The sequence below is a fragment of the Acinetobacter calcoaceticus genome, from assembly GCF_016508255.1.
Classification (GTDB): Bacteria; Pseudomonadota; Gammaproteobacteria; order Pseudomonadales; family Moraxellaceae; genus Acinetobacter; species Acinetobacter calcoaceticus_E.
In genome coordinates this window covers 41,580-64,523 of sequence record NZ_JADVKT010000010.1, presented here as the reverse complement: position 1 = coordinate 64,523, position 22,944 = coordinate 41,580, and the positions used below count along the sequence as shown (strand labels likewise).

Below are 22,944 nucleotides of genomic sequence, written 5' to 3'. Positions count from 1 at the left end.
GTTGATGTTATTCATAAGGATCATGTAATGAACCAGTTAACGAATCTCTCTTCTGCTGAAATTTCAGCTCAACATGAACAAGATGCAAAAGATTTAACCCGCATCTTACCCGCTTCTAAAAAAGTTTATATTGAAGGCTCTCGCCCTGACATTCAGGTTCCAATGCGAGAAATTTCTTTAACAGATACCCCAACTGGTCTTGGCGGTGAACATAATCCCCCTGTCATGGTCTATGACACTTCAGGTGTTTATACCGACCCCAATATTCAAATTGATTTAGACAAAGGTTTACCTTCAGTTCGCAAAAACTGGATTGAAGAACGTAACGATACTGACGTGCTTTCTGGGTTAACTTCTGCATTTGGCCAAGAACGTTTAAAAGATATCCGTACAGCAGATATTCGCTTTGCCCATATTCAAAACCCGCGCCGCGCTAAAGCTGGCAAAAATGTCTCTCAAATGCACTATGCCAGAAAAGGTATTATCACACCTGAGATGGAATATATTGCAATTCGTGAAAATCAGCGCCAGCGTGATGGTGTTGATATGCGTCAGCATCCTGGACAGAACTTTGGTGCAAAAAACTTAAAAGAAATTACACCTGAATTTGTTCGCCAAGAAGTTGCTGAAGGCCGTGCAATTATTCCTGCAAACATTAACCACCCAGAACTTGAGCCAATGATTATTGGCCGTAACTTCTTGGTTAAAATTAATGCCAACATTGGTAACTCTGCGCTCGGCTCTTCAATTGACGAAGAAGTTGCGAAAATGACATGGGCAACCCGTTGGGGTGCTGACACCATTATGGACTTGTCGACGGGTAAAAATATTCATGAAACTCGTGAATGGATTATTCGTAACTCACCTGTTCCAATCGGTACTGTACCAATTTATCAAGCACTTGAAAAAGTTGATGGTGTTGCAGAAGACCTGACTTGGGAAATCTTTAAAGACACCCTTATTGAACAAGCTGAACAAGGCGTTGACTACTTCACAATTCACGCAGGCGTATTGCTTCGCTATGTACCTCTTACAGCAAACCGTTTAACGGGTATTGTGTCTCGTGGTGGTTCAATCATGGCACAGTGGTGTCTAGCGCATCATGAAGAAAACTTCCTATACACTCATTTCGATGAAATCTGTGAAATCATGAAAGCTTACGATGTTTCGTTTAGCTTAGGTGATGGCTTACGTCCAGGTTGTATTCAAGATGCGAATGATGAAGCACAGTTCAGCGAACTTAAAACACTCGGTGAACTTACTCACCGTGCATGGGAACATGATGTTCAAGTCATGATTGAAGGCCCAGGTCATGTACCAATGCACATGATTAAAGAAAACATGGACCTTCAGCTAGAAGTGTGTAAAGAAGCTCCATTTTATACGCTTGGGCCTTTAACGACAGATATCGCTCCAGGGTATGACCACATTACATCTGCAATTGGTGCAGCCATGATTGGTTGGTATGGCACAGCAATGCTTTGTTATGTGACACCAAAAGAACACTTGGGTCTACCAAACAAAAAAGATGTTAAAGACGGGATTATTACCTACAAGCTTGCGGCCCATGCTGCTGATCTTGCGAAAGGACATCCAGGTGCGCAAGTTCGCGACAATGCCTTGTCAAAAGCACGTTTTGAATTCCGCTGGGACGATCAGTTCAACTTAAGTCTGGACCCTGACACAGCGCGTAGCATGCATGACGAAACCTTACCGAAAGAGGCTCACAAATCTGCACACTTTTGCTCAATGTGTGGACCAAAGTTCTGTTCGATGAAAATCACCCAGAATGTTCGTGACTATGCCAACAACCTCACTAATAGTAATTTAGAGGTTGAAGAAGGCCTCAAAGCGATGAAAGAGGTTTATCAAGAACAAGGTCAAAAACTGTATCATAAAGTGTAAATATTCAAAAAAAACACTTGCCTAGCCATGATTCTCGGTTAGGATGAAATAAATAGATTTCGTCCTGATCGAATCATGAGTATTGTTGAACGTCCAAGTTATACATCTAAAGATGTCGAAGTAACATCACGCGAATCTCTATTCCGTGGTTTTATTCAAGTTGAAAAAGTCAGCCTTCGACATCGTCTATTTAATCAGTTTGAATATACTCATGTATTGCAGCGTGAGCGTGTTCATCGCCCTGAAGCAGCTGGTGTTCTACTCTACAACGATCAAAGACAACAATTTGCACTGATTGAACAATTTCGGGTTGGTGCAATTAATGACTATTCACCATGGCAATTGGAAATCATTGCAGGTGTATTAGATGGAGATGAGACTCCAGAGAGCTGTATTCGCCGTGAAACGCTTGAAGAGTCCGGATGTACCATTAATCATGTACAACATCTATTCAGCTTTTATCCGTCTGCAGGGGCGTGCTCAGAAATATTTCACTTATATGTTGCCGAAACAGATCTACCAACAGAAGGTGGAGTTTTTGGCATGCCTGATGAAGGTGAAAATATTCTTTTACACCTGTTTAACTACAGCGAAATATCAACATTATTAAGTCAAGGACGTTTGAGAAATGCCCCTGTCATTATGGCGTTACAATGGCTATCTCAACACATCACAACGATAATAAAATCCGACGAGGTAGGACGGTGACTTTTCAAGTCTCAACACATTCACAAAAAGACCATGTCATTATACAAATTACCGATACCCACCTATTGGAGTATCCACACTTAGAATTTGTGGGTATGAATCCTGAAGAAAGTTTTCATGCCATTATTCAACAGATCCTGAAAAAACATCCTGAAACTGATGCCATTATCCATACTGGTGATCTGGCTCAAGCACCGACGCCTATTACATACAAACGTTATATTCAATATATGCAAACGTTAGGCCTGCCTTTTTTTCAGACACTGGGTAATCATGATAACGTTGACCATTTTCCATTGCATAAAGAAAACCATCAGGAACCTGTGGTCATTTGCTTAGGAAACTGGCGCGTTATTTTATTAAATAGTGCAGTAAAAGGTCAGATTGATGGACATCTGTCACCAGAACAACTAAAAAATTTAGCGGCATTACTCGAAGAATATGCAGATAACCCTGTTCTGCTGGCTTGTCATCATCATCCTTTTGCAATGAAATCTAAATGGATTGATCATCACAAGTTACAAAATTCTAATGCGTTGCTTACAACATTAGCTCCATTTAAAAATGTAAAAGCTTTAGTCTGCGGGCATGTTCACCAAGACTCACTAAACACTTGGCAAGGGATCGAATTTTTCTCGACACCATCGACAAGTGTTCAGTTCAAACCGTTCAGTAATGAGTTTGCCCTAGACCAAAATGCTCCCGGCTACCGTTACATTCGTCTAAAAAACGATGGTAGTTTTGAAACAGAAGTGTTCCGTCTTGAAAATTTTCACGGCCTTATAAATATTGATATTTCAGGCTATTAGCCCTAATTTTTATATGCTTATATGCAATTATGACTAGGGTAAACACGTTTTGAAATTATTTACGAGGCGGAATGACTATCATCTTGCAGGAAAAATCTATATGATGACGACCCGATGGGAAAATCCATCGATGGTTTTCTATAAAAACACTTGCATATCACCATATTTTTTGCGTATAGATAATACGTGTATGATGAGGAATGCCCTATTATGGCGAATGACAACCACAACCAAGTTTTGGATGAACATACAGAAGTTGTAGTGGAAGGTGAAAAAGCTTCTGCAAAACGTGCACGTAAAGTGAAACCTAAAACTTCTGACATAGGCACAACTGCAAGTTTATTTGGTATTGCACCTTATCAACCTAAGAAAAATGAAGAGTACATGTCTGAAGGACAGCTCGAGCATTTCCGACAAATTCTGCAAGCATGGAAAGCTGAATTGATGTCTGAAGTTGATCGTACGTTGAATACGATGCAAGACGAATCAACTGCATTGCCCGATGTGAATGACCGTGCCACCCAGGAAGAAGAGTTTGCAATTGAATTGCGTACACGTGACCGTGAACGTAAGTTAATTCGTAAAATCGAACAGTCCATGGAAGCAATTAAAAATGAAGACTATGGTTTCTGTGAAACGTGTGGTATCGAAATTGGCTTACGCCGTTTAGAAGCACGCCCAACAGCAACTCTATGTATTGATTGCAAAACTTTGGCAGAAATCAAAGAGAAGCAAAATAACGGTTAATTGTGACTGTTGATAATCCTCTAGTCGAGCACAGCTCGACTCTTGCGCAGCAGTTACATCGCCTGCCAGAAAAGCATAGCTTTTCTCTTGCGCAGCGGCGGAACAACGTTCCGCTTAATCGCTGCTCATACTCAGGTCGGTTTGCGCCATCGCCAACCGGCCCTTTGCATTTTGGATCACTCATTACTGCCGTTGCCAGTTATTGTGATGCAAAAGCCCATCAAGGCAAATGGCTCGTTCGTGTCGAAGACACAGATATCCCTCGTATTTATCCGGGCAGCGAAGAGCATATTCTCAGATCACTGGAAGCCTTCCAGTTCGAACCTGATGCAGAAATCATCTTTCAAAAAAACCGTTTAGACATTTATGAAAGCGTATTAGACCAACTTAAAAAAGAGGGTCTTATCTATGCTTGTCAATGTACACGCAAAATGCTGGGTTCTAATGCAATCTATGCAGGGACTTGCCGCAATCTAAATCTTGATTTTCAAGGCCAAGCGATTCGGGTAAAAGTTCAAGATCAGCAGATCTGTTTTGATGACCGACTACAAGGAATTCATTGCTCTAATCTGCAACACGATCTTGGAGACTTTGTTCTTAAACGCCGTGACGGGATTATTAACTATCAACTTGCTGTAGTCGTTGATGACTATCTGCAAGGCATTACCCACGTTGTTCGAGGCTCAGACCTATTAGATAACACTGAACGTCAGATTTGGCTTGGTGAACTACTAGGTTACCCTAAACTGAGCTATATGCACCTCCCTCTCGCCATGAATGATCACGGACAAAAGCTCTCTAAGCAAAACCTTGCTCAAGCACTCGATTTATCTAAAGCGCCTCAATTGCTGCAACAAGCCATACAAGCACTGGGACAACCTAACGTTGAGTTAGATCAGCCTAAAGTTATGCTCAAGCAAGCAGTAGCCCAGTGGAATATAGATTTAATTCCTCACGGGCAAGAGCTCAGCGGAACATATCTATAAATAAAAAAACCCGATATCAAATCGGGTTTTCTCATGCCTAAATACTTAACTAGAAGTTTGATTCTTCCCGTTCTGGGTTTACTTCTTGGGTTGAGGCATCAATCTTTAAGATCAAGCTAATCATGGCTGCACACATCATTAACGATGTACCACCATAACTAATAAATGGCAGGGTCAAACCTTTTGTCGGCATTAAACCCATATTCATGCCCGCATTTACCAAAATCTGGAGCAAGAAAATAATACTAATACCGTAAGCCAAATAACCTGCACGAAGGTAATGATGTTTCAACGCACGATGACCAATTTTGATACAGCATGCCAACATTAAGAAAGACAGACCAATGACAATAGTAATACCAAAGAAACCAAATTCTTCGCCTAACACGGCCAACATAAAGTCGGTATGCGCTTCAGGTAAATAAGACAACTTTTGCACACTGTGTCCTAAGCCTGTACCAAACCACTCACCACGACCAAAGGCCATTAATGCATTTGATAACTGATAACCAACCCCTAATGGATCTGCCCATGGATCAGTAAACGAAATCAAACGCTGGAAACGGTAAGGCTCAAACAAAACTAAAAAGATAATACCCGTTACAATCGCACCAAGCATGATTAAGAACTGTGTTGGCGGCGCACCAGCTAAAAAGAATACCCCGACCATCATCATCACGATTACAATCGTAGCACCCAAGTCAGGCTCAGCAATAATCAAACCGACTGTAATTGCCATAACCCCACTTAAACGCAATAAGCCTTTCCAGTGAGTACGAACCTCTTTGGCACGGCGCACAACGTAATCTGCGGTAAAGATTGCCATCATGACTTTGGCAACCTCGGTTGGCTGCAAGGTAAAGCCACCGATCTTAATCCAACGTGTAGAACCGTTGACTTCTGAACCTACCACCAAAGCAGCAAGCAATAGAACCATGGTTAACAGCCACAGCGGGAAAGTATTTTTAAACCACGTATTGAGTGATATACGATAGGTCAAATAAGCCACCACAGCCGCAGCGACAATCGAAATACCATGACGAATCACATAGTGAAACGGGTTTTCATGCATATATTCAGCATAGGGCATCGAAGCAGATGCAACCATCACCGAACCGATACATAATAATGCAACGACACAGAAAATCAGGACATTACGTGGCGTCACTTCCGCTGGCCATTTAGGCAATATCCGTTCATACCAATGATTGATTTTCTGGATTGTGGTCTGAGCTAAGCCTGCCATACTACATTCCTAATCATGTTTTCTTTAAACCAACGAATTGACACAGGCAACAAACTGCTGACCACGGTCATTATAACTTTTAAACATATCAAAACTTGCACAGGCTGGTGATAACAACACTACATCTTCAGCTTGTGTTTCACGTTGACACAGCTCTACAGCTTCTTTGAGCGTTGCTGCAAGCAAAATTTTGGTTGCGCCCTGAATTGCTTGTTCAATGACTGGAGCATCCTCACCAATCAATACCACAACTTTGGCATATTTTTCGATAGAAGAACGTAATGGACCAAAATCTTGACCTTTACCCTTTCCACCTAAAATCAAGGCAACTTTACCTTTTTTAACCTCAATCGCAGCACCTAAACCATCAATTGCTGCAAGTGTAGCACCAACATTGGTCCCTTTAGAGTCATTGTAATAACGTACATCATGTACGGTTCTCACATACTCACACCGGTGCTCTAATCCTTTAAACTGTTTTAACGTTTCAAGCATAGATTCCATAGGTAAGCCAATTGCTTCACCTAATGCCAAACAAGCTAAAGCATTTGCTACGTTGTGCATGCCTTGAATATATAAATCCGAGCTTTTAATTAAACGCTGCAAACCACGTGCAAGCCAAAGCGTACCATCCCCATCTCTTAAAACACCATATTGATTTAAGTCTGGAGCATTTAGCCCAAAGCTTTGCATTGGTGTTGTATCTGGAACAAGCGGGCGACTTAAAGCATCGTCACGGTTAAATATAACTTTTTTAACACCTTGGAAAATACGGTGTTTTGCTTGGTGATAACCCCACATATCGCCGTGACGATCTAAATGATCTTCACTCATGTTAAGGACCACAGCAACCTCAGCATTTAAATGTGATGTAGTTTCTAACTGAAAACTTGATAGCTCAAGTACAAGCAACTCTGGTTGATCTTTTAATAAATCTAGAGCTGGGCGTCCAAGGTTTCCACCCACAGCAACTTTTTTTCCCGCATCTTTAGCCATTAAACCAATTAAAGTCGTTACTGTACTTTTTGCATTAGAACCTGTAATAGCCACAATAGGCACTTCGGTCGCACGGCGTAATAATTGGATGTCGCCTACCACTGAAATCCCTTGAGCAATAGCTGCCTGAATTTCTGGTAATTGCGGTGCAAGGCCTGGGCTTAAAATAATTTCTTCTGCTTGTAATAATAATTCTTGGTCAAGCTGACCAAAACTGGTTTTAACGCCAGCTGGAATCTGGTCATGACCAGGAGGGGTTGGACGAGAGTCCGTTACTGCAACTTGGTAGCCTTGTTCATGCAGGAAATTAACAGCAGAAACACCTGATATTCCTAAGCCTGCGACAACTTTCAATCCACCACGTTGTATTAACATTTTTGCCCCACAATTTATCAATCGACAGAATGGCAAAAATGTTAGCACTTTGCTGTTTTGAATGCTTTTTCAGTTTGAACTTTATTCATCTTTTTTTGTGTCAGTGCGTAAAAAAGCCATCAATATGATGGCTTTTTAGACGAAACAAGAAATACTAGATTTACTGCCATTTAATCGGCTTAATTTCTTGAACTGTATTCATAGGTTTATCTTCGCTTGAACAACCACAGCCACCAGCACAGCCAAAGGTCATTTTTGGCTTAAGCCATTTTGCCAAGGTTGCCCAACCCTGCTTTTCACAAAATGTAGATAGTGTAGAAAAGGCTGAATTTGCTGTTTTTGGAAATACTTTCTTAAAAACAACAACAGCACTCCAACTCACTAAAACCGCAATAATCAGATATTGAACCATGTACAACCTCCTTTCTTGCCTTAACCCCAATAGTGGGAAGCAATTTGATAGGTAACAAACGATGCCAAATAAGCCAAGCCGAACAGATATGCAGTCATGACAGCAACATGTTTCCATGAACCTGTTTCACGTCGTACCGTTGCCAATGTGGCCAAACAATGTGGCGCATAAATGAACCACACTAAAAGCGACAATCCTGTTGCCAAAGACCAGCCTGTGCCATCTGCACTAATCAGATGCGACAAACCTTGAGCCACAGCATCATCACTCGTTGCAGACAAGGCATAAACTGTACCTAATGCTGCGACTACGACTTCACGCGCTGCCATTGCTGGAATTAAAGCAATACAGATTTGCCAGTTAAAACCAATTGGAGCAAATAAAGGCTGAATAAAGTGCCCTGCCATACCGGCAAAGCTATAATCAATAGCCGGTTGAATTGCCCCTTCAGGTGCTTGAGGGAATGTGCACAAAAACCAAAGAATAATGGTCAATGCAACAATAATCCCACCGACACGATGCAAGAAAATCTTTGCACGCTCCATCAAGCCAATAGCTATACTTTTTGGATCTGGAAAACGGTAACTTGGCAATTCCATCAATAAGGCATGTTGTGACTTGTCTTTACGTAAAAACTTCATCACAAAGGCGACACAGAGTGCACTTAAAATCCCTGCCATATAGAGACCAAACAACACCAAGCCCTGTAAATTAAAGATGCCAAAAACACTTTGGCTTGGAATAAATGCACCGATTAATAAAGCATAGACTGGCAAACGAGCCGAACATGTCATCAGCGGTGCAACCATGATCGTAGTAAAACGGTCACGTGGGTCACTAATACTTCGGGTTGCCATAATGCCGGGAATTGCGCAAGCAAAGCTCGATAATAATGGAATGAAAGAACGACCACTCAAGCCTGCCTTAAACATTAATTTATCAAGCAAGAATGCTGCACGCGGTAAATAACCTGACTCTTCCAGAACTAAAATAAAGAAGAAGAGAATCAAAATTTGTGGCAAGAATGCTAATACTGTGCCTGCGCCCGCTAGAACTCCATCTACTACTAAACTTCGTAACACAGGTTGATGGATGACTCCATTTAACCATTCACCTAACCACGGGATTACACCATCTTCAATCGCTGCTTTAAAAGGTTCTGCCCAAGCAAAGACCGCCTGAAAGACAATAAACATCAACACGGCCAAACTAAGTAAGCCCAACACAGGATGTAAGAAAATTCGATCTAGAAAATCAGTACGCTTATCTCCCTGGTCGACATAATGAACAACATCCTTAAAAACCATATCGATTTTTTGATGATGAGTTCCAGTCAAACCACTCAGTTCAGTGTGTGGCACACTGTACTTTCCTTGATCAAGAGCATGTAATAAATTTTCAATACCCGCATTACGGACAGCAACTGTTTCAACGACTGGTACACCCAAACGTTGAGACAGCTTTTGAGTATTAATTTGGATGCCACGACGACGTGCTTCATCCATCATATTCAGTACAAGTAAAATCGGACGGCCTAGTTCGATCATTTCGAGCACTAGCCCTAAATGTAATTTTAAGTTAGTCGCATCGACAATACATAAAAAAGCATCTTGCTGCCCTTCTTCTGCAATCTTACCCAAGCAAACGTCACGGGTAATTTCTTCATCTGGGCTTGTTGCATTGAGACTATATGTACCCGGTAAATCGAGTACACGTACTGCCCGTCCTGAAGGTAACTGAAAATGACCTACTTTACGCTCAACAGTTACGCCCGCATAGTTTGCAACTTTTTGTCGAGTTCCAGTTAAATGGTTAAAAAGAGAGGTTTTACCACAGTTCGGGTTTCCCACAAGGGCAATACGTAACGCATCACTCATGCGGGTACTCCTTTTTCTACTTGAATTTCGATTTTTTCCGCTTCTGCTTTACGTAAAGCGAAACGAGTAAAGCCAATTTGGATCAAGATCGGATCACCACCAAAAATACCCTTGGTAATCACTTCCACTCGTGTGCCTGGCACAAAGCCCAGACTTTCCAAACGAATTGCGACCAAATCTTGCTGCTCGGACTCTATCGATATCCGATTCACATTGGTGATGGTCGCCGCTTGCTTCACTTTTAAAGCTGATAAACGCACCGCATCCGATCCTAAACCTTTTTTTCTAGTATACATATAAATGAGAATAATTACCAAATAAGGTTAAATTTCACTTCTTATTCAGTTTAATCGACAAATCTTAAAATTTCTTTTACAGTACAGGTGTTTAGAGGATGTAGTGTATGTTAAATAAGAAACCACGTATTCCAAGCCCTGTTCAAATTCCTGAATATTTGAGCTTTTTACAAGGTTTTCGCGACTATCTAGTGGCACAAACAGTTAGTCCACATACACGTAATGCATATTTATCCGACCTCATTCAATGCAGTGAACTTCATAAAAAGAATGCTCTTCCATACTGGTCAAGCGACGATATCGCTGATGTTCTTATTGAACTGACAAAAGCAGGAAAAAGCCCACGCTCAATTGCCCGCTTCTTATCTGCCCTACGTCAGTTTTACAAATTTTTACGTGAACAGAAATTACGTAGTGACAATCCGGTTGCGACCCACCACTCTCCAAAAATTGGACGAGCATTACCCAAAGATCTATCTGAAGAAGATGTAGAATCACTGATTCAGGCACCAGATATCAATACAGCACTTGGTTTACGTGACCGGGCAATGTTTGAAGTACTTTATGCATGTGGTTTACGTGTTTCAGAGCTACTTAACTTGCGACTGGAGCTCATCAATTTAAAACAAGGCTATTTACGTGTTACAGGTAAAGGCAATAAAGAGCGTTTGATACCGCTAGGACAAGTGGCCTGTGAGTGGGTAGAACGTTATTTAAATAATGCTCGGCCTCAACTCTACAAAAGCTCGACTGACTATCTCTTTTTGACCCAACATGGTGGGATTATGAGTCGACAAAACTTTTGGTATGCCATTAAACGCTATGCACTACAAGCAAATATTCAAGCCGAACTCTCCCCTCACACATTACGTCATGCATTCGCAACACATCTGCTCAATCATGGTGCTGATTTACGTGTAGTGCAAATGTTGCTCGGACATAGCGACTTATCTACAACCCAAATCTATACGCATGTTGCACAAGTACGAATGCAACAATTACATGAAAAACATCACCCTAGAGGATGAGAAAGCTTTAAAGCTCCATGCAAGCACTTCATATCAATCGTTTGATTTCGTTCACAAAGGTTAAGAAAGTTTTAACAATACACATTAGATTTTTTGTTATGCTTAGCAACTTCTGACTATAAATACTGATGAAATAAGGGTTATCTATGTCTTTTACCCGCTCTCAAATTTTTCTTGCCTGCACGCTGGCATCTAGCCTTTTGTTCAGTGCTTGCTCTAAAGAAAACAAACCACAAAAAGAAGATTCGCTCACAGCGACTGCACCAGCTACAGGGGAAGCTTCAACCATTATCGAACGTAATGCCAAGCAACGTTTGATCGAAACTTTGCAGAAACAATTTAAGAACGCAAATATCAACGCTAAAATTTTAGATATCAAACCGACTGAAGTTCCTAATTTATATTGGGTAAATCTCGAAGGTATGACTTCGGTTTATACGACCAGTGATGGAAAATATTTAATTCAGGGCGATGTAATCCGATTAGGAGGCAAAGAGCTTCATAATATTGGAGATAACCTTCAAGCCTCAGAAAATAAAAAGCATCTTGCCGCTTTAAAAAATGAAGATCTTATTGTCTACCCTGCAAAAGGTAAGGCTAAACACGTGATCTATGTGTTTACCGATGCAAGTTGTCCTTATTGCCATAAGCTACATGAACACATACCCGAAATTAATGAAAAGGGCATTGAGGTTCGTTATATCGCTTGGCCACGCGGTGAACAATTTATGCCGACCATGGAAGCTGTATGGTGTAGCGCAGATCGTAAAGCTGCCTTTAGCCAAGCAGTACAAGGTGTCAACATTCCACCTGCTCAATGTAAAAACCCTGTTCGAGAGCAATATCAACTTGGCTTAAACATGGGTGTAAACGGAACACCAGCAATTTATAATGTTGATGGCGAGTACTTGGGTGGATACCTAACACCGGATGAATTAATTAAACGTCTGGATAAATAATCGACTTAAAGTTGATGAATGATTAATCATCTATCTCTTAAGAAAAGCGCTGCTCTCATTGCAGCGCTTTGTTTTTTCAATAAATAATACTTTACCTACCTGTGTTTAAAGACTGATCTACTCTTCTTTTCCAAACATCGCACTCTAATTGATTGAACAGGCACTAAAAGCGCTAGAGTCTGGCGTTTTTTTTAGCTATGATCTAGCTTCAACTAAATGATTAAATGATGAATGGAGTGTGACGTGAAACCAGTTCGCCTGGCAATACTCGGTCTAGGAACCGTAGGTGGAGGAGCCCTTAAACTACTACAAGAAAATGCCGCTGAAATTAAACGTCGCACCGGTCGAGAAATTCAAATTACCCACGTTGGAACACGCCGTCCTCGTCCAGATCTCGAATTGGAAGGGATTAAACAAAGCGCAGATTTACTGGATATCGTTCGTCAACCAGATGTTGATATGGTTGTTGAAGTGATGGGCGGGATACACCCTGCTTACGAAGTTATCATGGAAGCGATCAAACACGGCAAACAAGTCGTGACTGCAAACAAAGCTTTGCTCGCTGAACATGGCAATGAATTATTTAAAGCAGCTGAAGATAATGCTGTACAAATTGCCTATGAAGCAGCAGTTGCTGGCGGCATTCCAATTATTAAAGTCATCCGCGAAGGCCTTGCTGCAAACCATATTGAATGGTTGGCAGGCATCATTAATGGTACAGGCAACTTTATTCTGACTGAAATGCGTGAAAAAGGTCGTGCATTTGATGATGTATTAAAAGAAGCTCAAGAACTTGGTTATGCAGAAGCAGATCCAACGTTTGACGTTGAAGGTATTGATGCTGCGCACAAACTTACAATTTTAGCGTCTTGTGCATTTGGTATTCCTCTTCAGTTCGATAAGGTCTATACCGAAGGTATTAGTAAAATTACCGCACAAGATGTGAAATATGCCGAAGAGCTTGGTTTCCGCATTAAACACCTCGGCATTGCACGCCGCGCTGAAAAGGGTATTGAACTACGTGTTCATCCAACACTCATTCCAGATGAGCAGCTTATTGCAAATGTAAACGGCGTTAAAAATGCTGTTTTAGTTCAAGCACATGCTGTAGGCCCTACACTTTATTATGGTGCTGGTGCTGGTGCTGGCCCAACAGCTTCTGCTGTTGTTGCCGATGTGATTGATATTGTTCGTGACATCTCTTATACCGAAGATGGTGCTGGGACGATTCCTCAGTTGGCTTTTGAAGCATTAACAAATGTGCCAATTTTAAGCCGTGAAGAAATGACCACAGGTTATTACATCCGCTTAAATGCTGAAGACCAAACTGGCGTACTTGCAGATGTTACTACTATCTTAAGCCGCGCTGGAATTAGTATTGATGCCATCATGCAACAATCTCGTTTAAAAGATCTTATTCCAATCGTGATTCTGACCGATCCAATCGTTGAATCTAAAATGGATGAGGCTCTTGCACAAATCCAAGCATTACCTGCAATTCGTGGCGAAATCGTAAGAATTCGTTTAGAATCGCTCGATAGTTAATCAGGTTGAGGGAAAGATTCCCTCTCCCGCTTCACCTCTAATTGGAACACCATCATGTCTAATGCCAATCGTTATACTGGTCTTGTAGATCGTTATCGTGACCGTTTGCCAGTTTCGGCAACTACTCGTGCTATCTCTTTGGGTGAAGGCAACACCCCACTCATTAAACTAGAGAATATTCCACGTATTATTGGCAAAGATGTTGAAATTTATGTGAAATATGAGGGTTTAAACCCAACTGGTTCATTTAAAGACCGTGGTATGACCATGGCTGTAACCAAAGCGGTTGAAGAAGGTTCTAAAGCGATTATCTGTGCATCTACTGGTAACACTTCTGCTGCTGCTGCTGCCTATGCTGCACGCGCAGGTATCAAAGCATTTGTTTTGATTCCAGAAGGCAAAATTGCAATGGGTAAAATGGCGCAAGCGATGATGTATGGTGCGATCACTATGCAAATTCGTGGTAACTTCGATGATGGTATGCGTCTTGTAAAAGAAGTTGCTGATCAAGCACCTGTAACGATTGTAAACTCAATCAACCCTTACCGTTTGCAAGGTCAAAAAACCATTGCTTATGAAATCGTTGAAGCTTTAGGCCGTGCACCTGATTATCACTGCTTACCTGTAGGTAACGCGGGTAACATCACAGCTCACTGGATGGGTTACACTGAAGCAGTAGCAAATCAACCTGCTGATCAGTTTGAACAAGTAATTTATGATGCAGCGACAGATCAGTTTACTGGTCCAAAACCTGAAGGTTTACCAACGATGGTAGGTTATCAGGCTTCTGGCGCAGCTCCATTCTTACGTGGCGCTCCAGTTGAAAACCCAGAAACAGTTGCAACTGCAATCCGTATTGGTAACCCACAAAGCTGGAACCATGCTAAAGCAGTAGTACGCGACTCTAAAGGTTGGTTTGATGAACTTCAAGACAACGAAATTTTAGAAGCTCAGCGCTTACTTTCTATGTATGAAGGTGTATTTGTTGAGCCAGCATCTGCTGCTTCTATTGGCGGCGCAATCCGTGACATTAAAGCAGGTAAAATTGCTGAAGGTTCGGTCATTGTATGTACAGTAACTGGTAATGGCTTGAAAGACCCAGATACTGCAATTAAACAATGTGCTGATGCAGTTATGTTGTCAATTGATGCGACAATGAGCCAAGTAAAAGATTCGATTTTATCTAATATGTAAAATCTGAGTTTTCATAAAAACGGCTGTTCAACACAGCCGTTTTTTTATGCCTTTTTAACAGTCATAAAAAAAACGCTTCTTGATAGAAGCGTTTTTAGAATATTTAAATTAAATACGTTTTGGTAAATTACTTAACCAACCCAATAGGTTAGTTGCATCATTATTACGTGCCTGCGTACTTGGCTCACCAAGTAATACAATCACGGCTGGACGTGAGTTTACAGTGGTATGCATAACAACACAGCGACCTGCTTCATTAATATAACCAGTCTTAGACAAGTTAATATTCCAACCACCATTACGAACTAAAGCATTGGTGTTGTTCGATTTGAGTACACGATAACCTAAGTTGAAATCATAGGTTGGTGTTGTTGAAAATTGACGAATTAAACCATATTGAGATGCTGTACTCGCCAAAATTCCTAAGTCACGTGCAGAAGATACATTACGTGGGTCTAAACCAGTTGATTCGTAATAATGAGTTGCACTCATACCCAAAGAACGTGCTTTGGCATTCATCGCAGCTACGAATGCAGGACGACCACCCGGATAAGTACGCGCTAAAGCCGCTGCTGCCGGATTTTCGGACTTCATTAAAGCAAACAATAATACTTCTGCACGGTTCATCTTGTCGCCAACACGCAGTGTTGAACTTGAATTTTTACCGTTTGCACCTGCAAAATCAATTTGCTCAAGCATAATTTCTTCAGACATGTTTAAACGAGCATCTGCCGTTACCACTGCTGTCATCAACTTGGTAATAGATGCAATTGGCACAGAAGCATTGGTGTTTTTACTAAACAGCACTTCACCAGTTTGCGCATCCATTACCAATGCAGCTCGAGCACTTACACTCGGCTGAGCATTGTAACCATTCGTATCACGAATTGGAGCAAACTTAGGAGCTGATGCTATAACTTTCGGTGCATTACCACCACGCAATGTTGTGGTTACAGATGTTGAACCTTGCGGAGTTGGTTCATCATCTTCCTCATTCAAAAATTGGCTAGCATCAGCTGAAGACCAATTTAAGCTTGCAGTACCACTACTCCCTGAGGACGGGTTATTGACGAGTTCTGCAAAGCTTGTTGAACTCAAACTAAGCAAAATAGACATGCTTAGCACATGTATTAAAGACTTTTTAGAATTTTTCACGGCACAATACTCGACTCAGGGTGATACACATTTGCGCTTACTATAATTATGCCTTACATTTGAGGTATAAGGTATAACGCTTTTACCGACACAATTGTGCACAACTATTCGCTCACTATATAAGAATAGGATTGCTAATTTTGTCATTCCATTGCAAGCTAATTTTGCTTTATGTAACAAAAAACTTGTTTTTTGAAAGAAAGGAGGTCTTCTTGATTACAGTTTTAGTTGTGGATGACCATGAACTTGTACGTACAGGCATTTGCCGTATGTTAGAAGATCATGCCGATGTAGAGGTCATTGGACAAGCCGAATCGGGTGAAGAAGCAATTGCTATTGTTCGTCAGAAACATCCTCAAGTTGTGCTACTTGATGTCAACATGCCAGGCATCGGGGGCGTAGAAACAACACGCCGTTTACTACAAACCGCACCAGATACAAAAGTTATTGCTGTAAGTGGTTTATCAGAGGAACCTTACCCTTCTCTTCTGCTTAAAGCAGGAGCTAAAGGCTATATCACTAAAGGTGCTCCAATTACAGAAATGGTTCGGGCAATCAACAAAGTTATGCAAGGCGGCAAATACTTCAGTGCTGATATTGCCGAGCAGTTGGCGAGTTCTTATCTGTCGGACACACAACAATCACCTTTTGACGCCCTATCAGAACGAGAAATGCAAGTTGCAATGATGGTTGTAAATTGTATTAGCGCTCAAGAAATTGCGGATAAACTTTTTGTAAGTGTCAAAACGGTAAATACTTACCGCTACCGTATTTTTGAAAAACTAGCCATCGATAGTGACGTTAAACTAACTCATCTTGCGATCCGTTATGGTCTGATCAAGCCGTAATCAAACTTATATGCAATATCCCTTAAACTCTTCGTTGTCCAATACGATTTTTCGTTTGGGCACGTGGTATGGTTTATATCGTCTTATTATTGCGGTTAGCCTCAATATTATTTTGGTTTTAACCGATGCTCAAATCGACAACAGTCTACAACAACCCGCTTTATATTCTTACACTCTGCTTGGCTATTCCATATTAAGTCTTCTTCAGCTTATATGTTTTAAGTTCGTTGCAACTCAGGCAACACGGCAGCTTATTTTATTTTTTGTAGTTGATATTATCTGTCTGAGTTTACTTACATTTTCTGTAGGTGAACCAAATTTGCAACTCAGCTTGCTGTATGTCATTGCTATATTCACCTCGGCAATTTTACTCAGCGCAAGAATGTCTTTGCTCATTACATTACTTGCAGTCATTGCCGTTATTTACCAACGTTTTGTCGGTAGTTTATTTGACTACAATAATCTCAATACAATTGGTAATAGTGCCCTTTTAGCCTTCTTATTTTTTGTGGTACATGGGATCGGGCAAATTGCGGTTCAGCGCTTTAAATTACTTGAGGCGCTTACATTCCACCAATCAATAGAGCTCTATCAACTACAAAATATTAACCGCTATATTTTGGAACAAATTGAAGAAGGCTATCTGGTTCTAGATGAAAACTATGACATTGTTCTAAGTAATCCGGCTGCCTGCTCTTTGCTGGGTATTCCGCCACAATTTGCCAGTGAAAAATATCCTTTAGCTAAATGGCACCCCGATTTATTTGAAATTCTTAAGTTTGATAATCTACAAGAAGGCGATCGATTTATTTTTGAGTCTCGGCTTTCAGCCTACTCTATTAATATTAAAGTGCAGCATCTTTTAGTGCCGCAACAAGCATTGACGCTGCTCATTTTACAAGATGCACAACACATTAATCAGCAAGCTCAACAACTCAAACTTGCTGCTTTAGGGCAACTTTCAGCCAGTATTGCACATGAAATCCGTAACCCTCTAGCAGCAATTGTACAAGCAAATGAGTTACTTAAAGATAGTGATTTAGAACAACAAAATACTTTACGCCATATGATTGGTAAGCAAACAAAACGCATCGATAGTATTGTTCAAGACACCTTAGGACTTGCCAGTAGCGAAAGAACTCACCCAATCCAGATTGAATTAAACGACTTCATAAAGACGTTATTAGACGAAGATCTATCTGATGTTAAATATTCAATAAAGCTTAAAATTTCTGATTCATTCTTAAAATTATTATTTGATGAGAAACAGCTCAGACAAGTGCTGATTAACCTTGTTAGAAATGCTTTACGACATAATGCGCCCGACTCACCCCATATTCTGATCAACATTCATTCACAAACAAATAAAATCTATATTGATGTGATCGATTACGGCGAAGGTGTTTCAAAACGTGATATATCTCAATTATTTAAACCATTTTTTAGTACCGAAATTAATGGAACTGGTTTAGGATTATATTTGTCTCATAGTTTTTGTGAGGCAAACCATGCAAAGCTCACTTATGTAGAGCAAAAACAAGGGGCATGCTTCCGAATAGAATGCCCAATAATATATTGATTTTTTATTAGGTTTTTGGGGAAATGGCAGAACAGCAACCACTCGTTTTGCTTGTAGACGATGAAGAAGATTTGTGCCTTTTAATGCAAATGACTCTTGCACGAATGGGAATTAAAACACATCTTGCTTATCGGGTTGAACAGGCCAAACAACTCTTTACTCAGTTTCATTATGACGCATGCTTAACCGATTTAAACCTACCCGACGGTAGCGGTTTAGAATTGGTTAAACACGTTTCTCAAACTTATACTCACACACCGATTGCGGTTTTAACTGCGTATGGCAATATGGATATTGCAATTGCAGCGTTAAAGGCGGGAGCTTTTGATTTTGTAAGCAAACCGATTAACCAAATTCATTTAGATCAGTTATTAAAAAAAGCGCTAAATCAGCCAAAATCAGAGCATGAGTTCGCTGAAACAACGCTAGAGAATGACCTATTAATTGGACGCTCTCCACCAATACAGAACTTACGTGCTGCTATTAAAAAAATAGCCCGCTCCCAAGCCCCAGTGTTTGTTACGGGAGAATCCGGTACAGGTAAAGAAGTTGTTGCTAATCTTATTCACCGTTTAAGTAATCGCAGCGAAGGTCCCTTTATTGCGATTAACTGCGGAGCAATTCCAACCGAGCTCATGGAAAGTGAACTTTTTGGACATAAAAAAGGGAGCTTTACGGGAGCAAATCAAGACAAACAAGGGCTTATTTTATCTGCACATGGCGGCAGTTTATTTTTAGATGAAATTGCTGAATTGCCGTTAAATATGCAGGTTAAATTGCTTCGGGCAGTGCAAGAGAAAAAAATTCGCCCTGTAGGTTCCGATCAGGAAATCGATGTCGATTTTCGGGTGATTAGCGCCAGCCATCAAGACTTAGATTTATTGGTTCGACAAGGCAAATTCCGTCAGGACTTATTTTTCCGTATTCATGTTATGGATATCATGTTGCCGCCACTGCGTGATCGTGGTGGAGATATTTTGTTATTAGCCCATCATTTTATTCAAAAGGTTTGTATGGAATGGAAAATTCCAAGCAAACAACTAACTACGACTGCTGAAACTTATCTATTGCAGCAAGATTTTCCGGGTAATGTCCGCGAATTAAGAAATATGATTGAACGGGCTATTACCTTAAGTGATGATGAATGCATTGATTTATCACACCTGAATATGCCCCTTCTCAGAGGCAGTAGCGTTAACTCGCAACTTGCAACTAAACAAGTGAATCCAGCATCAACAGCGATTGCTCAAACTCGGCCAAAACTACCAATGGAAGGCTTGGAACGTTACTTAGAAAATATTGAAAAAGATATTCTGCTGAATGCCTTGAACATGACACATTGGAACCGGACCTTAGCAGCTAAAAAGCTAGGAATGACCTTCCGTTCTTTACGCTATCGACTGAAAAAGTTTGGCTTAGATACTGAATTGGGAGAGGAACTGTAAAAACTACTTTCTCTTTAAAAATAAGTCTGCAACGCGATCTAAATATACATCTTCTTTCATTTCTGGCGGCAAAGGATAGGTCTGGTTAGGTTGAATACCCTGCCCTTCAATCATATTGCCATTCGGCGTGTAATAGTGTGAAACTGTCATTTGGAGCGCAGCACCACTTGGCAAAGGAAATAGTTTTTGCACTACTCCTTTTCCATAACTTTTTTCACCCATGACCCACGCACGCTGGTGTTCTTTCATGGCTGCAGTAAAAACTTCAGCTGCTGATGCAGAACGATGATTAATTAATATACCTAATTTTATATTCTGAAACTCATTGCCAGGCAGAGCCTGAAATTGCTGATTACCTTCCGAACGGCTTTTGGTTGAGACGATAATTCCATTATTTAAAAATAAATCTGCGGACTCAACTGCTGCCGATAACAACCCACCTGGATTGTTTCGCAAATCAATTAAAACGGCTTTTAAACGTGGTGAACTATTTTCTTCAATTAAGCGTTTAATTTCATTTGCCGTGTCTTGCTGAAATACCCTAATTTTTAGTACAAGAACCTGATTATGTAGCATTACAGGTTCTATATCGGTTTCTATTTTTTTATTACGAACTAAGTTAATGTTTCCATTTAATTCTTCTGCTTGTACTTGAAGCGTACTTCCTATCGAACCATAAAGCAGTCCGAACACCTGATCTTGGTTTAAGTTTTTTAAGTCTTGGTTATCAATCTTGAGAATAGTCTGACCATTTCTCAAACCTAATTTATATGAGTCTGAGCTAGTTTTAAGATCACGAATCACCCATTTATGGAGATGCACTTCAGGACTTAAAGCAAAATCAACCGAAGCAAGATCACCTTCGGTATATTGAATCAATTGACGATATTCTTCTGCCGACAAATAACGCGAATAACGATCGAGCCCACTCACTAGCCCTTTAATGGCTTGTTGAAATAGGGCATCGTCAGACTTCACATCAACGTAATTATCTCGAACGATTCCATAGATTTGTACAAACTGTTGAATCGACTCAATCGGCACCTCTGCATAACTATGTTCCGGTTCTTCCGAATCCGAATGCAAAGGTGACAATTTTTCTTTTACAACTGGCGCTGCAAAAGCAAATTGGCTGCAACACAGCAACATACTTACAATAAGTTTTTTATATTTAATGTGTTGCAGCATCCAATCACCTTTGGCTTATGCAGATAATGTAATCAGATTACGGCCTTGCATTTCAGCAGGGACAGGAATCTGCATTAAATTGAGAATCGTCGGTGCTACATCGGCAAGCACGCCACCTTCTGCAATTGTTGCTTGTGTTGGGCCAACATAGATAAACGGTACAAGTTCCGTTGTATGTTGAGTGTGAACTTGACCGCTTTCGTAGTCTTGCATTTGCTCAACGTTACCATGGTCAGCAGTAATCAACATATGGCCTTTCTTTGCCATTACCGCTTCATAAACACGACCTAAACAAAGGTCGACTGCTTCAACTGCTTTAACTGCCGCATCAAAAATACCCGTATGCCCCACCATATCACCATTGGCATAGTTCACAACCAATAAATCGTATTCACCTGAATTAATGGCTTTAACCAATTCATCAGTGACTTCATAAGCACTCATTTCAGGCTTAAGATCGTATGTCGCAACGTTTGGAGATGGAATTAAAATACGCTTCTCACCTGGGTATTCATCTTCACGTCCACCACTAAAGAAGAATGTTACATGGGCATATTTTTCAGTTTCGGCAATACGTAACTGAGTCTTTCCAAGAGAAGATAAATATTCACCCAATGAATTTTTTAATGCTTCTGGCATGTATGCAACTGGCGCATCAATGCTAGCCTGATAACGCGTTAGCATGACAAATTTAGAAAGGTTTGGTACAACTTTACGTTCGAAGCCAGTAAATTCTTTTTCTACAAATGCACGAGTAATTTCACGAGCTCGGTCAGCACGGAAATTCATAAATACAACACTATCACCGTCTTGCACTTTAGCGATATCACCAATACGAGTCGCTTTTACAAACTCATCATTTTCATTGGCTGCATAAGCTAACTCTAGCCCTTCCACTGCCGTTTGCGCAGTACGAAGTGCCTCACCTTCGGTCAATAAGCGATAAGCTTGCTCAACACGATCCCAACGGTTGTCGCGATCCATTGCAAAGTAGCGGCCAATCATGGTCGCGATACGGCCTTGACCCGGGTATTGAGCAAATAATGCATCTAATTTTTCTAAAGACGGCTGAGCGCTACGTGGTGGTGTATCACGGCCATCAAGGAAAGCATGTAAATAAACTTTTGCACCACGTTTTAATGCAAGTTCACACATCGCCACAATATGGTCTTCATGTGAATGCACGCCACCTTCTGAGAGCAATCCCATAATATGAACAGCACCATTAGCGGCTTTAGCTTTTTCAACGGCGTCAATCAACACTTCATGTTTAAAAAAGTCGCCAGTACGAATATCTTTAGTAATACGGGTAAAGTCTTGATACAAGACACGACCAGCACCAAGATTCATATGGCCAACTTCAGAGTTCCCCATTTGCCCATCAGGCAAACCAACATCTTCACCAGAACCAGAAATTAGACTATTTGGATGCTTTGCTGTCATTGCCGCCAAATTGGGTGTTTTTGCTGCAAGAAAAGCATTATCTTCAATCGCTTCACGGTGTCCAACACCATCCATAATGACCAGAACGTGAGGGATCTTGCCAGCAGTTGCATCCGTCATAATCTATTTCTCTTTTGTCTACAATTTCGTCACAATATCTTACCGAATTTTCGGTCAAGACTCTATTTTTTCCTATGGCTTTC

At 40.8% G+C, this 22,944-nt stretch carries 20 protein-coding genes; 12 read left to right on the top strand and 8 right to left on the bottom strand.

Translation table 11 applies throughout. From position 1 onward, the window contains the following. Window positions 1-27: 27 nt before the first annotated feature. The 5 genes from thiC (at window position 28) to gluQRS (ending at window position 5,155) form a co-directional block, all read left to right on the top strand. Window positions 28-1,905 carry a phosphomethylpyrimidine synthase ThiC gene (thiC, locus tag I5515_RS16050; protein ID WP_199968548.1) on the top strand — a complete coding sequence of 626 codons (1,878 nt, stop codon included), beginning with the start codon at window positions 28-30 and terminating at the stop codon, window positions 1,903-1,905. A 75-nt stretch (window positions 1,906-1,980) separates the two neighbouring features. Continuing rightward, window positions 1,981-2,613, top strand: a complete 633-nt coding sequence (locus tag I5515_RS16045) for an NUDIX domain-containing protein (RefSeq protein ID WP_199968547.1) — start codon at window positions 1,981-1,983, stop codon at window positions 2,611-2,613. After that, on the top strand, window positions 2,610-3,422 hold the full coding sequence (gene cpdA / locus I5515_RS16040; RefSeq protein WP_199968546.1) for a 3',5'-cyclic-AMP phosphodiesterase: 813 nt from the start codon (window positions 2,610-2,612) through the stop codon (window positions 3,420-3,422). Before I5515_RS16045 ends, cpdA begins: the two co-directional genes overlap by 4 nt. Before the next feature lie 210 nt (window positions 3,423-3,632). Continuing rightward, window positions 3,633-4,169, top strand: a complete 537-nt coding sequence (gene dksA / locus I5515_RS16035; RefSeq protein WP_004640678.1) for an RNA polymerase-binding protein DksA — start codon at window positions 3,633-3,635, stop codon at window positions 4,167-4,169. A 2-nt stretch (window positions 4,170-4,171) separates the two neighbouring features. After that, window positions 4,172-5,155, top strand: coding sequence for a tRNA glutamyl-Q(34) synthetase GluQRS (gene gluQRS / locus I5515_RS16030; protein ID WP_199968544.1), 984 nt, complete (start codon window positions 4,172-4,174; stop codon window positions 5,153-5,155). 49 nt (window positions 5,156-5,204) lie between these two features. Here gluQRS and ftsW read toward each other — a convergent pair whose 3' ends face one another. The 5 genes from ftsW to I5515_RS16005 form a co-directional block, all read right to left on the bottom strand. Further along, window positions 5,205-6,401: a putative lipid II flippase FtsW gene (ftsW, locus tag I5515_RS16025; RefSeq protein ID WP_199968542.1), complete on the bottom strand. Its 1,197-nt coding sequence runs from the start codon at window positions 6,399-6,401 to the stop codon at window positions 5,205-5,207. 24 nt (window positions 6,402-6,425) lie between these two features. Further along, the gene (gene murD / locus I5515_RS16020) at window positions 6,426-7,772 is read right to left on the bottom strand and encodes a UDP-N-acetylmuramoyl-L-alanine--D-glutamate ligase (protein WP_199968539.1); all 1,347 of its coding nucleotides are present in this window, start codon (window positions 7,770-7,772) and stop codon (window positions 6,426-6,428) included. Window positions 7,773-7,932: 160 nt separating this feature from the next. Further along, window positions 7,933-8,184 carry a DUF6587 family protein gene (locus I5515_RS16015; RefSeq protein WP_199968537.1) on the bottom strand — a complete coding sequence of 84 codons (252 nt, stop codon included), beginning with the start codon at window positions 8,182-8,184 and terminating at the stop codon, window positions 7,933-7,935. A gap of 20 nt (window positions 8,185-8,204) precedes the next feature. Beyond that, window positions 8,205-10,061: a ferrous iron transporter B gene (feoB, locus tag I5515_RS16010; RefSeq protein WP_199968536.1), complete on the bottom strand. Its 1,857-nt coding sequence runs from the start codon at window positions 10,059-10,061 to the stop codon at window positions 8,205-8,207. Next, the gene (locus I5515_RS16005; protein WP_199968534.1) at window positions 10,058-10,321 is read right to left on the bottom strand and encodes a FeoA family protein; all 264 of its coding nucleotides are present in this window, start codon (window positions 10,319-10,321) and stop codon (window positions 10,058-10,060) included. The genes feoB and I5515_RS16005 overlap by 4 nt, the downstream gene beginning before the upstream one ends. Window positions 10,322-10,464: 143 nt before the next feature. Between I5515_RS16005 and xerD the strand changes: the two genes are divergently transcribed. The 4 genes from xerD (at window position 10,465) to thrC (ending at window position 15,083) form a co-directional block, all read left to right on the top strand. Then, window positions 10,465-11,385, top strand: coding sequence for a site-specific tyrosine recombinase XerD (xerD, locus tag I5515_RS16000; RefSeq protein ID WP_199968532.1), 921 nt, complete (start codon window positions 10,465-10,467; stop codon window positions 11,383-11,385). 146 nt (window positions 11,386-11,531) lie between these two features. Further along, the gene (locus I5515_RS15995; RefSeq protein ID WP_199968530.1) at window positions 11,532-12,344 is read left to right on the top strand and encodes a DsbC family protein; all 813 of its coding nucleotides are present in this window, start codon (window positions 11,532-11,534) and stop codon (window positions 12,342-12,344) included. Window positions 12,345-12,587: 243 nt separating this feature from the next. Continuing rightward, window positions 12,588-13,889, top strand: coding sequence for a homoserine dehydrogenase (locus tag I5515_RS15990; RefSeq protein ID WP_151826347.1), 1,302 nt, complete (start codon window positions 12,588-12,590; stop codon window positions 13,887-13,889). 54 nt (window positions 13,890-13,943) lie between these two features. Further along, window positions 13,944-15,083, top strand: coding sequence for a threonine synthase (gene thrC, locus I5515_RS15985; protein WP_199968528.1), 1,140 nt, complete (start codon window positions 13,944-13,946; stop codon window positions 15,081-15,083). A gap of 108 nt (window positions 15,084-15,191) precedes the next feature. On the opposite strand, the gene pbpG is transcribed toward thrC, so the two are convergent. Beyond that, a complete protein-coding gene (pbpG, locus tag I5515_RS15980) occupies window positions 15,192-16,238 on the bottom strand; it encodes a D-alanyl-D-alanine endopeptidase PBP7/8 (protein WP_199968526.1) in 1,047 nt (348 codons plus the stop codon). Window positions 16,239-16,450: 212 nt separating this feature from the next. Between pbpG and I5515_RS15975 the strand changes: the two genes are divergently transcribed. From I5515_RS15975 to I5515_RS15965, 3 genes are read left to right on the top strand one after another with little or no spacing between them, the layout of a single operon-like run. Beyond that, window positions 16,451-17,086: a response regulator gene (locus I5515_RS15975; RefSeq protein WP_003654436.1), complete on the top strand. Its 636-nt coding sequence runs from the start codon at window positions 16,451-16,453 to the stop codon at window positions 17,084-17,086. A 10-nt stretch (window positions 17,087-17,096) separates the two neighbouring features. Then, on the top strand, window positions 17,097-18,665 hold the full coding sequence (locus I5515_RS15970) for a sensor histidine kinase (RefSeq protein ID WP_199968518.1): 1,569 nt from the start codon (window positions 17,097-17,099) through the stop codon (window positions 18,663-18,665). Window positions 18,666-18,688: 23 nt separating this feature from the next. Beyond that, window positions 18,689-20,110 (top strand): sigma-54-dependent transcriptional regulator, encoded by a 1,422-nt coding sequence (locus I5515_RS15965; protein WP_199968509.1) that lies wholly within the window; start codon window positions 18,689-18,691, stop codon window positions 20,108-20,110. Between the two features lie 3 nt (window positions 20,111-20,113). Here the strand turns inward: I5515_RS15965 and I5515_RS15960 are convergent, their stop codons facing one another. Beyond that, complete coding sequence (locus I5515_RS15960) at window positions 20,114-21,298, bottom strand: S41 family peptidase (RefSeq protein WP_199968507.1); 1,185 nt, start codon at window positions 21,296-21,298, stop codon at window positions 20,114-20,116. A gap of 15 nt (window positions 21,299-21,313) precedes the next feature. Next, window positions 21,314-22,861 (bottom strand): 2,3-bisphosphoglycerate-independent phosphoglycerate mutase, encoded by a 1,548-nt coding sequence (gene gpmI, locus I5515_RS15955; protein ID WP_199968505.1) that lies wholly within the window; start codon window positions 22,859-22,861, stop codon window positions 21,314-21,316. Window positions 22,862-22,944: the final 83 nt, after the last annotated feature.

Coding starts and splice junctions, on each gene's coding strand:
- thiC (WP_199968548.1), top strand. CDS start 28: ATGAACCAGTTAACGAATCTCTCTTCTGCTGAAATTTCAGCTCAACAT.
- I5515_RS16045 (WP_199968547.1), top strand. CDS start 1,981: ATGAGTATTGTTGAACGTCCAAGTTATACATCTAAAGATGTCGAAGTA.
- dksA (WP_004640678.1), top strand. CDS start 3,633: ATGGCGAATGACAACCACAACCAAGTTTTGGATGAACATACAGAAGTT.
- ftsW (WP_199968542.1), bottom strand. CDS start 6,401: ATGGCAGGCTTAGCTCAGACCACAATCCAGAAAATCAATCATTGGTAT.
- murD (WP_199968539.1), bottom strand. CDS start 7,772: ATGTTAATACAACGTGGTGGATTGAAAGTTGTCGCAGGCTTAGGAATA.
- I5515_RS16015 (WP_199968537.1), bottom strand. CDS start 8,184: ATGGTTCAATATCTGATTATTGCGGTTTTAGTGAGTTGGAGTGCTGTT.
- feoB (WP_199968536.1), bottom strand. CDS start 10,061: ATGAGTGATGCGTTACGTATTGCCCTTGTGGGAAACCCGAACTGTGGT.
- xerD (WP_199968532.1), top strand. CDS start 10,465: ATGTTAAATAAGAAACCACGTATTCCAAGCCCTGTTCAAATTCCTGAA.
- I5515_RS15995 (WP_199968530.1), top strand. CDS start 11,532: ATGTCTTTTACCCGCTCTCAAATTTTTCTTGCCTGCACGCTGGCATCT.
- thrC (WP_199968528.1), top strand. CDS start 13,944: ATGTCTAATGCCAATCGTTATACTGGTCTTGTAGATCGTTATCGTGAC.
- I5515_RS15970 (WP_199968518.1), top strand. CDS start 17,097: ATGCAATATCCCTTAAACTCTTCGTTGTCCAATACGATTTTTCGTTTG.
- I5515_RS15965 (WP_199968509.1), top strand. CDS start 18,689: ATGGCAGAACAGCAACCACTCGTTTTGCTTGTAGACGATGAAGAAGAT.
- I5515_RS15960 (WP_199968507.1), bottom strand. CDS start 21,298: ATGCTGCAACACATTAAATATAAAAAACTTATTGTAAGTATGTTGCTG.
- gpmI (WP_199968505.1), bottom strand. CDS start 22,861: ATGACGGATGCAACTGCTGGCAAGATCCCTCACGTTCTGGTCATTATG.